The organism is Brucella sp. NBRC 12950 (assembly GCF_030268145.1).
Classification (GTDB): Bacteria; Pseudomonadota; Alphaproteobacteria; order Rhizobiales; family Rhizobiaceae; genus Brucella.
Genome location: NZ_BSQC01000003.1, coordinates 170438 through 184021, shown reverse-complemented (window position 1 = coordinate 184021; position 13584 = coordinate 170438). Strand labels below are relative to the sequence as shown.

The following is a 13584-nucleotide window of genomic DNA, read 5'->3' as shown; positions in this document are numbered from 1 at the left end:
CCATGCGCATAATGATTACCGGCATTCCGTCCTATTTGATGCGGACCGTCGAAAGCGTCTCGGGCGCAAGTGTTAAACACCGCCCTTATTTCGAGCCCATCCGCACCAAAAAGGATGTAATCGATCAGGTCAAAAAGATTGCCAATACCGGCAATTACCTCATTGGTGAAGGCGCTGCCAATGCCGTCCGCGGCCATGATGTGACCTATGTTCCGTTCTGGCATCTGGCCAACAGCCTCAATTCACCTGACACCTATGCAAAGCTCAATGAAAGCTTTGACCTCTGCCTGTTTGCATCGGCAAATCTTTTGCGTCCCGGTTATGCCGCAACAACCGAATCCTTCGTCTTTGAAAAGCTGAACATGCCGATTGTCGTCATGGGCATCGGCATTCAGAAGAAGGAAAATCTGAAAGCCGAATTGCCGGAAGGCACGCGCCGATTTTTGGAAATTCTGCGCCGCAAGGAAAGTTTCTTCCTCACACGCGGGCATTTCACGGAAGCGTTTCTAAAAGATGCGGGCATGAAATATGTCCGTCCGACTGGCTGCCCTTCGCTCTACTATCGGCCAGAGCAGATGAAGCTATCGCTGAGCCGTCTTGCTGATCCAAGCCTTGCGGATGCGCAAAAAATCTCATTCGGCGGCTATCTCGGGAGTGTCGCCGATACGATTGTCGATGCACATGCGCTGCTCGAAAAAGACAGCGTTGCAAGCTATGTCATTCAGGACGAGGTGATCGTCTATAATATGAACATCGCAGGCGAAGATCATGCGCAAGCTTTCGATGAGGCTGCAAGCCGCATCACCGCACCTGTCGATTACAAGCACATGGAAAAGTGGCAGCGCAAAAACGAGTTGCTGGTGTTTTTCGATACGCATAAATGGCGCAGCTGGATTTCCAGCCAGGATTTCGGGTTAAGCCGTCGTTTCCACGGCACGATCATCGGTATGCAGTCGGGTGTTCCGGGGCTGATGATCGCGGTCGATGACCGAATGCGAGAAATGCTCGGCTTCGTCGGCTTTCCACATATTGATGCAAGCATCTGGAACCGTGAGCCGCAGAAGAAGGCCTATCTGCGTGACTTCCTTTCCAAGATCGATGTGCCTGCTGCCATCAATCGCTATTCGGAATGTGAAGCCAATTTCAACGGCGCACTCAAGGATATCGGGATAAGATGATGCCAAGCGGCAAGAGCATCAGGGGCAAGATGGTGACGATGTTAGCGCTTGCGGGAGCTTTGTCGTTGGCTCTCCAGCCTCAAAGCGCTCTTGCCGATACGCGCTTCGGCGTCAACCGGGTCAATATGGCCTGGCTCAAGCCAGCAGAGCGTGAGCAGATTTTCGATCAGATGGTGGATAATGGCGTGGTGGCAGTTCGGCTGTCCCTCACGCGACCAGTAGATCAGAGTATCGATGCGGTGCGTCTTGCTCATGAAAAAGGTTTGGCCATCCTGCTCGAAATCTCGCTCAATAACGCGGATTTCTATCCTGAAGGAACAAAGCCCCGATCCGGTCGCGGGCGCATCTGGGATATGTATCGGCTTTCAGATATATCGCCGGATCGCTTTCAGCAGGCGATCGCTGATGCCTTGCAAAAGATTGATGCAATTGGAGTGTCTCTGGTTGCTGTGGAACCCGGCAATGAGATCAATTGGGGTGCCTATAATGGCGATCTTGCCATTCTACCCAAGGAAAAGATGAAGACCGCACGTTCTTTGGATGAGATGGAAGAACTGCCTTTGGTCGAAAAGGGTGCAGAAAAATACGTCGATCTTCTGCGCATTGTCAGGACGGAGCTTGCAAAGACCAAGCAAAGCGCCAAAGCCAAAGTTGTATCTGCTGGTTTGTCCGATATTCCTTTCATTGATGCCGACCGGCGCGGAATAGACAGCGTTGATCCAGCCGTCTTTACGGATCTTCTCAGGAAATATGGTCTCAATGATGTGGCCGACGGCTATGGCATTCACATTTATCCGGGAAGCCGCGGCACACGGGCTGCACGCGCGAAACACATCACCAGTGCGCTGTCTTTCTGCGGTGGTACCGATGGCAAGCCATGCTGGATCACCGAATGGGGTTTTGCGAATACCTCCAAAGCCTGCCCGGCCAATGACAACAACCGCGAACAGCTGGTCGAGAAGGCACGCGATCGGTTTCGTCAGATGATGCATAGTGGCCAGATCGCAGCCGCTTATTATTTTGATTGGGATGCAAGCACTTACGGTGTGTGGCGTTGCGGTTCGCTGACGCCGGCAGGCCAAGCTGCAACGGTGACGAAATGAAGCTCAGGACTGTAATCATCGGTGGTTCAAACACCGTCATGCTGCCCGGCTATCTACCAACCCTTCTGGGGACGATGGCAAAACGCGGCGTGGAGCTGGACATTGTTGCTGATCTTGCCGTGGGCGGCACCACGAGCGCACTTGGCCTTTATCAGCTCAAGCAGTTTGAACACCTCGAGGATTGCGAGCTGCTGCTGATCGAATATGCGATCAATGATGCCTTTGTTTACGGTGATGAACGGCGTCCGTTTCGCCATTGGGCACGATTTTACGAAGGGATCGTTCGTTACGCGCTGGAACGCAATCCAAACCTGCGGGTCGCAACGCTTGTATTTGGCGCACGCAATGGCTCGTTCCTGAATTCTGTTCCTTCAATTGACGCGGGCATCAATTACATATCGCAATGGTATGGCACCATTTCAGTCGATGTTTCGCGGATGCTGATGCAGCAATATGGCCGTGATGTCGTAAGCAATCCGGCTTTCTATCTCGATCAGGGTCATTATGCGCGCCCTGTTTCAACGACGATTGTAGCCAACTTGATCGCTGATGTTCTCGAACCAGCTTTGTCTGTGCAGCATCGCCCAAAAGCGCTGCCATTTGCTATTGATCCCGACCATTTCGCCAATGCACGCGCGTTGAGTGGCGAACAGCTTTGCAAGCGGTTAGGACGCGTGCCAATTCAATATAGCAACCGCCGCTTTTCAATTTCCGCGCTCGATCTTGGTGCAGACAGAATGCGCTTTGAGGTTGATAACGGCCAACTGCTCGCGCTTGGCTATGTTTGTGATCCCCGTATTCCGCCGCTTGATGTAGCAATCGGCGAGGAGGTCCATCGCGCCGCCATGATGAAGGGTGGCGTGCGCGACGGAACCTATAAATTCCTCGTTTCGATGCTGAGCTTCGAGTTCCTGTACGGGACAAAATTGCTGGAAGCGCGCGGGAATGTATCGCTTATCATGTCCGGTGCCGATGAAGGCACCGAGCATAAGCTTCATGTTCCAAAAGACAGCACCCACCATGAAGCACTGCCTGCGGAACCAGTTCTGCCGATCACCGGCATTCTATTTTCAGGTAATCTCAAGACGATGACGCTTGAGAAAAAGACCCCTGCCATACCAATTATCGCAGAAGCCGCTCAGTAATTAAGTTCAGTAATTTGAAGATAAATAATTAGGCCGCCCGGTTTGATAATGCCAGGGCACAGTCTCTCCACGCACTTACCGCAGTTCCCTGCGTCACATTTTCTACAACAATATGCTTTCCATCGAATACACCGGATGCAATCCAGTGACGTGCTTCTCGCTGATATACATCGATCGTAATACCCAGCTGTTCTACTTTGGCTTCTGCCAGCATATATTTTGCTCCACGAATGATGAATCTTGGGCGAAGGTCGCAATATAGACCAAATCCACGACAATCCGATGTCACGTTTGTGCTACCGGATTGTGAATGGCACTTTCAGTGCAAAACAAACTTCGATTATGGAATATTGGTTCCCAGTTGAGGAAACAAACATTCAATAAAACGCGCAGCTGTCGGCTGCGGTTCATGATTTGCAAGGCCAGGACGCTCGTTCGCTTCGATGAACACATATTCTGGTGTTTCGGGTGACTTCACCATGAAATCAATGCCCACAACCGGAATATCAATAGCGCGTGCTGCCTTGCACGCAGCGTCAACCAATGTCGGTTCCACGATAGTCGTTACATCGTGGATCGTGCCACCGGTATGAAGGTTGGCTGCTTTACGAACGGTAATTTCACGTCTGTCTGTAAGCACGTCATCTAGTATCAGACCTTGCTGCTCAAGACAACGCTTTGTCTCGGCATCAACCGGAATGCGGCTTTCACCACCCGTTGCAGCCATACGGCGGCGTGATTGAACTTCGATAAGGCGTCTGATCGTTGATTTGCCGTCGCCGATCACGCGTGGTGGACGACGCACCGCGGCGGCAACCAGCTTGTAATCGATAATCACCAGTCGCAGATCTTCACCTTCAAAACAGGCTTCGAGCAACACCTGATTGCAAACCTCTCGCGCTTGCTTGATGGCAGCACGCAAGTCCTTCATCGTGGTGACACCGACAGAAATCCCGCGACCTTGTTCGCCGCGCGCGGGCTTCACAACCAGCTTCTGATGTTTGGCAAGAAAGGCTTCCAGCGTTTCATCATCTGCATCGGCTGCGATTTGCTCAGGTACGCTCAGACCGGCTTTTGCGACGGTGCGGCGGGTGACTGCCTTGTCGTCGCAGATCGACATGGCGACACCTGATGTCATTTCAGACAGGCTTTCGCGGCAATGGATCGAGCGTCCGCCATGGGAGAGGCGGAAGAAGCCGCCTTCCGCATCGGTGATGTCCACATGCACTCCGCGACGCAACGCTTCGTCCACAATGAGACGGGCGTAAGGATTGAGCGCATCAAGGGAGTTGATCGGCTGGGCGAAAAATTTCTCATTGATCGCGTTTTTGCGTTTGATCGCAAAAAGCGGGACGCGACGAAACTTCAGCTTCTCATAGAGGCGGATTGCATTGTCATTGTCATACAGCACCGACAGATCGACATGGTTGAGCCCACGCGCCTGAAAATGCTCGGCCAATTTGCGAACCAGCTTCTCACCAATGCCGGGCTGGCGCGCCTGCGGATGCACCGCCAGGCACCAGAGCGAACCACCCTGATCAGGATCATTGAACAGGCGTTGGTGATTAATTCCGGTGACTGTCCCGACAATTTCGCCCGTCGCATCATCTTGCGCGACGAAATAGGTGACGGCACGGTTATCGCGTTCTGATGAGAAGAAATCAGCCCGCAACTGGACCATCCCACAGGCGGCATAGACCGCATTGATGCCATCCGCGTCAATTTCCGATACTGCGCGACGAATGGTGATGCCGCGTGTGCGACGCCCACCGGCGCGGTAATTGGAAAGTTCAAGCCGGTAGGTGTGCGAGGGATCGAGAAAGATTTCCTGCGGTGCCTGCGATAGAAGCACATGCGGATCGCTGACATAAAACAGGATATCGCGGCTTAAAGGAGCCTCGGCGCGCAATGCTTCGATGATCCCTTCATTGCTCTCGAACGTCTGTGCGAAAAGCAACCGCCCCCAACCGCAGTCGAGCACGATATTGCGGTTGGCGGAACGTTCATCTTCCTGCGCGTAACCGTGCAGATGCTCCTGATAAAAGCCCGCACTTTCGGGTGTGCGCAGTCGCGTGAGCCTGTGCGAGAAAGCATTTCTGCCCCTTGCTTTCTGCCGGGTCATTTCAACCTCACCTGTCTTTTTCATTTTGGGCCTCCCGACCTCATGCTTCCTGAGTTTGAAGCCACATTTCGAGCAGTCCGGCCTGCCAAAGCTCCGAGCCGCGCAAAGGGGTGATGTGTTCGGAAGGAGTTGCGAACAACCGGTCGAGATAATCGCGCTGGAAAAGCCCGCGTTCGCGTGCCTTCTGCGATGACAAAGCATCGCGCAGCATGTCGAGATAGGGGCCAGCGATATATTTGAGCTGCGGCACCGGGAAGTAACCCTTCTTGCGATCGATCACCTCGCTTGGCACAACCTTGCGGGCGACATCCTTCAGAATGCCCTTGCCGCCATCCCGCAGCTTTTCTTCTGGCGGCATACGCGCTGCAAGTTCCACGAGTTCATGGTCGAGAAACGGAACGCGGGCTTCCAGCCCCCAGGCCATCGTCATGTTATCGACGCGTTTGACGGGGTCATCGACCAGCATGATATTGCTGTCGAGACGAAGTGCGCGGTCAACGGGTGTATCAGCGCCATCGCGCAACAAATGCTCTTCGATGAGTTCGCGGCTATAGTCGCGATCGGTCATCCAGTCGGGCGACAGCTGGGTTTTAAGCACATCATGCGAGCGGTCACAGAATGCCTTGGCATAATCGCTCACCACATCATTGGAGTCGACCAGTGGCGGATACCAGTGATAGCCCGCAAAGACCTCATCGGCACCCTGACCGGATTGCACGACCTTGATATGTTTGGAAACTTCCTTCGACAGCAGATAAAAGCCGACATTGTCGTAGGAAACCATTGGTTCCGACATGGCGGCAATCGTACCGGGAAGCGCATCCATCAAATCAGAACTAGGCACAAAAATCTTGTGATGATCGGTGCCGAAATGTTTTGCAATCAGATCGGAATAGACGAACTCGTCGCCTTTTTCGCCGTTGGCTTCTTCAAAGCCGACCGAAAAGCTCATGAGGCCGGTCTGACCTGCTTCCGCAAGAAGACCGACAATCAGGCTCGAATCCACACCACCTGACAGAAGAACGCCAACCGGCACGTCAGAAATCATGCGGCGTTTGACGGCAACGCGCAGCATGTCGAGGAGCTGTTCCTGCCAGTCTTCACGGCTGATAGTGCTGTCGCCAGCCAGACGGCTATGCGGCGGCTGCCAATAGATGCGATCACGAAATTCGCCATTGGCCTGATAAACACGGATCGTTGCCGCAGGCAGCTTGCGCACACCGTTATAGATGGTGCGCGGTGGTGGAACCACAGCGTGGAAGCTCATATAATTATGCAGTGCCGCGTGGTCGATTGAGGTATCGACACCGCCAGCCTTCACAAGGGCAGGCAGCGACGAGGCAAAGCGCAAAGCGCCGCTGACCTCTGCCAGATAAAGCGGTTTTATACCAAAACGGTCGCGGGCAAAGATCAGTCTGCCGGTATCGCGCTCATGGATGGCAAAGGCGAACATGCCGTAAAAGCGGGAAACACATTCCTCGCCCCAGGCGTGCCATGCCTTGATGATGACTTCTGTGTCGCCATCAGAAAAGAAGCGGTAGCCCTTGGCTTCGAGCTCAGCGCGCAATTCGCGGAAATTGTAAATGCAGCCGTTGAAGACAACGCTTATGCCAAGATCAGCGTCGATCATGGGCTGCTGGGATTTCTCCGAAAGATCGAGAATTCTCAATCGCCGGTGTCCAAAGCCGACATTGCCACGCACAACGATGCCAGAAGCGTCTGGCCCTCTGGGGGCAAGAATGTCTGCCATTTTCGAGATTGCCGAAACCGACGGTGTCGCACCGTCGAACCTGACTTCTCCGCAAATTCCACACATAAAAAGGGTCAAAACCTCCATGATCAAACACAACAAGCAAGGCCGTCGCATGAGTTATGGCGGCGGCCTGCATATTGGCTAATGCACGCACGCCGGGATGGTTCCGAAATTTCTGATTTTTATGCGCTTGATGCTTTTTTCAGTTCGTTTTCTTTGGAATGCATGTATTTTTCGGCGGAAATCATATGTTCCAGCGCGATTTTGCGTGCATCTTCGGCCCTGTTTTCCATCAGAGCTGTCAGAAGGCGATGTTGAAAAAGCAGGCCTTCTTCGCGGGATGCGGGTGTCGGATCGGCATAGATTGAGCGGGCAACAGGCATGTTGCGCAGCAAATTATGCGTTAGACCACACATGAAGCCCAGGAGGCGGTCCGGGCAGAGTTGTGCGAGCTGTGTATGAAAATCCAGCTCTGCCACACGCTGCTGAAACTGGTCGTCCAGATTGGTCGGAGGGCGGTCGTAAAACCGCATTGTGCTCTCCAGTTTCGTAAGATCTTCATTGCTCAATCTGCCGGCAAGGGATGCGGCGATCTCAGGCTCCAGCAGCTTGCGTAGGGAATAGATTTCCTGAAGGCTTGGCTGGTCGAAGAAAAAATAATTGCCGAGCATTTCCATCGCATGTTGCGCAGATGGTTCCGCAACGAAAACACCGCCACCGGGACCGGTGCGGGTGAAGAGCAAGCCCTGGGTTTCGAGCGCCTTCATCGCCTCGCGCACAGTACCCTTGGCCGCCTTGAACTGGTCGATCAGGTCTTTTTCCTGTGGCAGCCGATCACCGGGTTTGAGATGGTCGGTCTGAATCACGTCTTTGATACGGTCAGCAATGACCTCAGGCCGTCGCTTTGATCTGGTCAGCGAAGCATTGTCCGATTTGCTGCGGCTGTTCCGGGCCATACCTTGCTACTCTCTTTTCATACGCGGCGCGCTGTCTATCAGCTGACGTGTATAGGCATGTTGTGGCTTCGCAAAAAGGTCCCCGGCGGTCGCTTCCTCGACGATTTCCCCATAATACATGACGGCAACGCGGTCGCTGATGGCTTCCACCACCGCAAGATCATGGCTGATGAAGAGATAGGACAGGCCGAACTGCTGTTTAAGCTCATCGAGCAGCAACAGCACCTGCGCCTGAACGGAGACATCAAGCGCACTTACCGGCTCATCCAGCACGATGATTTCGGCATTTGCTGCAAGTGTGCGGGCAATGGCGATACGCTGAGCCTGCCCGCCGGAAAACTCATGCGGGTAGCGCAGAAGAGTATCTTTTGGCATCTGCACGGCATCGAGCAGTTCTTCCATACGCGTCTCGCGCTTTTGACTATCAAGTTCACCGAGCAGCTTTAAGGGTGTTTCCAGTATCTGCCGGATGGACTTGCGCGGATTAAGCGACGCCACGGGGTCCTGAAACACATATTGGATCACCTTGCCAAAAGCCTGTGGACCAGAGCGACGAAGTGCGCTGGCATCCCGTCCGGCGATTTTCATCGTGCCGTCGCTCGGCTCTGTCAGCCCCACCAGCATTCGCGCCAGGGTGCTTTTTCCTGAGCCGCTTTCGCCTACGATTGCCAATGTTTCGCCGCGCGCGAGATTGAGCGATACAGACTTGACCGCTTCAACAGCATGGCGCTGTTTGCCGAAAAATGTGCGTCCGCCACCAAAGGTTTTGCTCAGATTGTGGACACTGATTGCAGCCTGACTCATGTTGCGGCCTCCGTCTGTTTGCGACTGAACAGCTTTGCCACGCGCTCATAGAAGTCCTTGCCGTGGCCAAGTTCTGGCACGCAGGCAATCAGCCGCTTGGTATAGCTGTGTTGCGGATAGGCGAGCACCTCTCTGGCGGTCCCTGTCTCGACGATCACCCCGTCTTTCATGACGGCAACGCGATCGCAGATTTCGGAAACGACGCCAAAGTCATGAGTGATGAACAAAAGCGCCATGCCGCGTTCGCGCTGCAGATCGCGTAAAAGCTCGAGAATGCGCGCCTGTACGGTCACATCAAGTGCGGTGGTCGGCTCATCGGCGATGATGATGTCGGGATCATTTGCAAGTGCCATGGCTATGCCGACACGCTGACGCTGACCGCCTGAAAGCTGGTGCGGGTAATGATCTGCACGCTCCTTTGCATCCGGAATACCCACTTTCTCCAGCAAGGCGATGGCTTCTGCCCGGCGTTCGGATGCGCTGATCGATTTATGCGCAGCGATTGCCTCTTCCACCTGTTTGCCGATTGAGTACATCGGGTGCAGCGTGGTCAAAGGATCTTGAAATACATAGGCGACCTTGCTGCCGCGCGTGGCGGTCAGTTCGGTTTCGCTCATGTCGAGTACGTCTTCGCCGTCAAGATGGATGGCGCCGTTGCGGATCAATCCAGGCGGTGAGGCCACCAGCCCCATGATGGAAAGTGCGGTGACGCTTTTGCCTGAGCCGCTTTCGCCAATCAGGCCAAGACATTCACCGCGATTAAGATGCAGGGAAACACTGTTGACCGCAGGCGTGTAGTTGCCATTGTTGACGAATCCTGTTTCGAGCTTTTCGACCGCGAGGGCTGCATCCATCATCCTCGTCTTGGGCGCGGTTCTGTTCTTGGCGATTGCCGTTACTGAGCCGGGGCGGGCAAGGGCACCGGAGCGTAAACGGGGATCAAGCACATCGCGGATGCCGTCGCCCAGCACATTGAGGCTGATGACAATAAGAAAGATCATCAGGCCCGGCACGATGGAAACATGTGGTGCCGTGAACATCTGCGCGCGGCCTTCACCGAGCATCGAGCCAAGATCAGCCTGTGGCGGCTGCGCACCAAGACCCAGAAAGCTGAGGCCTGCCGTTTCAAGGATCATCCAGCCTGCCGTGGTTGACATGGTGATGACGATAACCGGCAATACATTGGGCAACACTTCGGTAAGCAGGATTGAAATGTGCCCTTTGCCGGAAAGCCGGGCAGCGTCCACGAATTCGCGATTGGCAAGGCCGAGTGTTGTGCCGCGCACATTACGTGCAAAGAACGGGATATTGACCACGGCAATGGCATAAAGCGCATTCATCAATCCCGGTCCCAGCGCAGCAACGATTGCAAGAGCCAGCAGGATATAGGGGAAGGCCATCAGCATATCGATGCCGCGCATCATAAGGTTGTCGGTGCGCCCGCCTGCATAGCCTGCGACGATGCCGATAGCCGAGCCGATCACGGCGGCAATCAGCGTGGCTGCAAAGCCAACCGCCACCGAGACACGTGAGCCCCAGAGAAGGCGGCTCAGAATATCGCGTCCAAGCTGGTCTGTGCCCAACAGATGACCTGCAGAGAAGACCGGTTGTAGCCGGTTTGCGGGTGCTGTCGCATCCGGGTTGGGCAATGGCAAGACTGGCACAAGTATTATCAGCACGCAGATTAGCGCAAGCAGGAAAAAGCCAAAAGCTGCCAGACGATTACTCATCAGCAGTCGCCATGACGACAGACGTGCAGGAGCGGCTGGGGTGTAGGTTTCCGGAAGGGCACTCATGGGCGTATCCTCGGATCAAGCATGGTCTGAAGGACATCGGCGAGCAGATTGAACAGCACATAGCTGGCTGCGACGATCAGCACGCCGCCCTGCACAAGCAGGATGTCGCGAGTCGAAATTGCCTTCACAAGCATGGCGCCGATACCGGGCCATTGAAACACAGTCTCGATATAGACTGCACCGCCCAGCACAAAGCCCGCCTGAATGCCGATGACGGGAATGACACTGACAAGGGCTGCACGAAAGGCGTGGCCGTAAATCACGCGACGCTCATTGAGCCCTTTGGCGCGTGCGGTGCGGATATAATCCTGACGCAGCACTTCAAGCATTGCGCCGCGCGTCAGCCGGGCAATCACACCAGCAGCAACGACTGCAAGCGTCGATGCAGGCAGGATCAAATGCCAGATCAGATCCTTAAGATCGCCGCCGCCATAGACTGCATACATGCCCGATGCCGGAAGGATGCGCCAATGCACCGCGAAGAGATAAATCAACAGAAGGCCAAGCCAGAATGAAGGGATCGAAATGCCTGCCAGAACGATGAAGGTGATGGTGCGATCTGCCCAGCCAAACTGACGAACGGCTGAGACAATACCTGCGAAAAGTCCGAAGATCGAACAGAGCACGAGAGAAACGCCCGCCAGAATAAGCGTTGCCTGAAAGCGTTCCAGCACCTCATCGATAACAGGACGATTAAGCACGAAGGAGCGACCGAAATCGCCGTGCAACAGATTGCCGATCCAGATGAAATATTGCTGGACCAGTGGCTTGTCGAGGCCGAGATCGCGATTGATACGCTCGACATTTTCCGGCGTCGCATAAGAGCCGAGCAAGGCCGTGGCAGTATCGCCGGGAATTGATGCCATCACCAGAAACACGATGATGGACAGCCCGAAAAGTACGGGAACGACTGCGATGAGCCGCTTGAAGATATAGGCTGGCATTGGCCCTCCTCCGCTTCAGCTAGGGCGCATTTCTTGCAAAACCGGGTTTCGCTTCTGCTTAAAATGCGTAAGCAAAATTGCGCCAGCGGCCTCGGACCTTTGGCGCAAAGCTTTATTGTTTGGTCACATCTTTGAGATGCAGCAGGAATGACGGCTGGAGCTTGAAGCCCTGAACTGCAGCTGTTGTGACAGCATTCTGTTTCCAGTTGGCAACAAAGAGCCATGGCGCATCGTCGTGGACGATGGACTGGATCTCGCCGTAGAGCTTGCCGCGCTCTGCCTGATCGGTCGATGTGCGGGCCTTGGTCAGCAATTCATCGACTTTCGGATTGGAATAATAGCCCGAGTTAAAGCCGCCTTTGTCCGGCAGGGCTTCGGTGCGAAGCGTGAGAAATGGAACCGTGTCTGGATCATTGGTCATCCATGCCATTTCAGCCATGTCTGCTTTGCCATCGAGACCGGAATTCACACGACCAAGAAAGGTGTTCCACTCGTAGGTTTCAATCTTCACCTTGAAGCCGACGGCCTGAAGATCCGCCTGAATAGCTGCACCCATGTTAAGCGGGTCAAGCATCCCCGAGCCCCCTTCTGTCACATAGAAAGTGAGTTCAGGATTGGTAGCTCCTGCTTCCTTTAACAGCGCCTTGGCCTTTTCCGGATCGTAAGGATAAGGCTCGGTTTTATCATCAACCCAGTTGAATGCAGGTGGCACGGGACCAGCCGCGACAGTTGCAGAACCTTGCAGGACATTATCGACCAAACCTTGTTTGTTGACTGCATAATTTGCAGCCTGGCGGACTTTCTTGTCGGCGAACGGTCCGCTTTTGGTGTTGAGAATGCTGAACCAGACATGAGGTCCCGCCTGTTCTGTGACAGCGAAGTTTGCATCCTGCTTGAAGGTTGCGAGATTATCCGGCGGAACCTCAACCATGATGTCGATGCCACCTGCCATCATTTCAGCAACGCGGGTATTGGCGTCGGTGATGGGACGGAAAACAATCGCGTTCAAGGTCGGAGCCTTATCCCAATAGTCGGGATTACGCTCGACCACCACGCGCTGGCCAGACTGCCATTCTGCAAATTTGAATGGGCCGGTGCCCGACGGATGGCGACCAAATTCAGCGCTATATTGTTCGACGGCGGCTGGCGAAACGATGAGGCCGGTCGGATAGGCGAGGTTTGACAGGAAGGGCGCGAACGGCTCTTTCAGCTTGAACTCGACTGTGTTTGCATCGATGGCATTGACGCTTTCAATGGATTCAAAGTTGAAGGAGAGGGGGAACGGGCCGGTATTGTAGAACGGATGATCTTTGTTCAGCATTCGCTCGAAGTTGAATTTGACCGCTTCCGCGTTGAAATCCGAACCGTCATGGAATTTCACGCCCTGTCTAAGCTTGAATGTATAGGTTTTGCCATCGTCTGAAATGGTCCAGCTTTCAGCAAGCGCCGGCTCGATTTGCAGTGTGCCATCCTTATACCGGACCAGACCGTCATAGATGTTCACAAGGATGCGGAAATCATTGGTTGCCGTGACCGTGTGTGGGTCAAGCGATTGCGGTTCCGCAATCTGCCCGACGATCAGAACATCGGGCGGTGTCTGCGCGCCAGCGTGAAATGTCGCTGAACCCAGAACCAAAGTGGCCGCTGTCAAAACGGCGCGAAATAACCTCTTCATCAGCGGTTCCTTTCGTTTGGCCATGTATGCCTGCAAATCTGTCAGGATATAATTTATAGGGAGGAAATGACGTATATCAACAAATTATCATAATTAATTTGTGTCGCT

12 protein-coding genes are annotated in these 13584 nt (G+C 54.1%); 4 read left to right on the top strand and 8 right to left on the bottom strand.

The window, feature by feature from the left end:
* Positions 1 to 2 precede the first annotated feature (2 nt).
* The 3 genes from QSJ70_RS06355 to QSJ70_RS06345 are packed head-to-tail and all read left to right on the top strand — an operon-like array spanning position 3 to position 3426.
* On the top strand, positions 3 to 1178 hold the full coding sequence (locus tag QSJ70_RS06355; RefSeq protein ID WP_105519262.1) for a polysaccharide pyruvyl transferase family protein: 1176 nt from the start codon (positions 3 to 5) through the stop codon (positions 1176 to 1178).
* Positions 1175 to 2281, top strand: a complete 1107-nt coding sequence (locus tag QSJ70_RS06350; RefSeq protein WP_285535177.1) for a glycoside hydrolase — start codon at positions 1175 to 1177, stop codon at positions 2279 to 2281. The genes QSJ70_RS06355 and QSJ70_RS06350 overlap by 4 nt, the downstream gene beginning before the upstream one ends.
* Entirely contained in the window at positions 2278 to 3426 is a 1149-nt protein-coding gene (locus QSJ70_RS06345; protein ID WP_285535176.1) for an SGNH/GDSL hydrolase family protein, read from the top strand. Before QSJ70_RS06350 ends, QSJ70_RS06345 begins: the two co-directional genes overlap by 4 nt.
* Positions 3427 to 3454: 28 nt before the next feature.
* On the opposite strand, the gene QSJ70_RS06340 is transcribed toward QSJ70_RS06345, so the two are convergent.
* The 3 genes from QSJ70_RS06340 to QSJ70_RS06330 all read right to left on the bottom strand — a co-directional run bounded on the left by QSJ70_RS06340 (position 3455) and on the right by QSJ70_RS06330 (position 7364).
* Positions 3455 to 3640, bottom strand: coding sequence for a hypothetical protein (locus tag QSJ70_RS06340; protein ID WP_007877280.1), 186 nt, complete (start codon positions 3638 to 3640; stop codon positions 3455 to 3457).
* 126 nt (positions 3641 to 3766) lie between these two features.
* The gene (gene ngg / locus QSJ70_RS06335) at positions 3767 to 5572 is read right to left on the bottom strand and encodes an N-acetylglutaminylglutamine synthetase (protein ID WP_285535175.1); all 1806 of its coding nucleotides are present in this window, start codon (positions 5570 to 5572) and stop codon (positions 3767 to 3769) included.
* 16 nt (positions 5573 to 5588) lie between these two features.
* Positions 5589 to 7364 carry an N-acetylglutaminylglutamine amidotransferase gene (locus tag QSJ70_RS06330; protein ID WP_285535174.1) on the bottom strand — a complete coding sequence of 592 codons (1776 nt, stop codon included), beginning with the start codon at positions 7362 to 7364 and terminating at the stop codon, positions 5589 to 5591.
* On the opposite strand from QSJ70_RS06330, the gene QSJ70_RS06325 reads away from it, so the two are divergent.
* On the top strand, positions 7288 to 7446 hold the full coding sequence (locus QSJ70_RS06325) for a hypothetical protein (protein ID WP_162699591.1): 159 nt from the start codon (positions 7288 to 7290) through the stop codon (positions 7444 to 7446). The two genes, QSJ70_RS06330 and QSJ70_RS06325, sit on opposite strands and share 77 nt — an antisense overlap.
* Positions 7447 to 7483: 37 nt before the next feature.
* Here the strand turns inward: QSJ70_RS06325 and QSJ70_RS06320 are convergent, their stop codons facing one another.
* The 5 genes from QSJ70_RS06320 to QSJ70_RS06300 form a co-directional block, all read right to left on the bottom strand.
* Complete coding sequence (locus tag QSJ70_RS06320) at positions 7484 to 8257, bottom strand: FadR/GntR family transcriptional regulator (protein ID WP_285535173.1); 774 nt, start codon at positions 8255 to 8257, stop codon at positions 7484 to 7486.
* A gap of 6 nt (positions 8258 to 8263) precedes the next feature.
* Entirely contained in the window at positions 8264 to 9061 is a 798-nt protein-coding gene (locus tag QSJ70_RS06315) for an ATP-binding cassette domain-containing protein (RefSeq protein ID WP_285535172.1), read from the bottom strand.
* Positions 9058 to 10857 (bottom strand): dipeptide/oligopeptide/nickel ABC transporter permease/ATP-binding protein, encoded by a 1800-nt coding sequence (locus tag QSJ70_RS06310; RefSeq protein WP_285535171.1) that lies wholly within the window; start codon positions 10855 to 10857, stop codon positions 9058 to 9060. The genes QSJ70_RS06315 and QSJ70_RS06310 overlap by 4 nt, the downstream gene beginning before the upstream one ends.
* Entirely contained in the window at positions 10854 to 11801 is a 948-nt protein-coding gene (locus tag QSJ70_RS06305; protein ID WP_215778075.1) for an ABC transporter permease, read from the bottom strand. The genes QSJ70_RS06310 and QSJ70_RS06305 overlap by 4 nt, the downstream gene beginning before the upstream one ends.
* A gap of 112 nt (positions 11802 to 11913) precedes the next feature.
* Complete coding sequence (locus QSJ70_RS06300) at positions 11914 to 13476, bottom strand: ABC transporter substrate-binding protein (RefSeq protein WP_285535170.1); 1563 nt, start codon at positions 13474 to 13476, stop codon at positions 11914 to 11916.
* Positions 13477 to 13584: the final 108 nt, after the last annotated feature.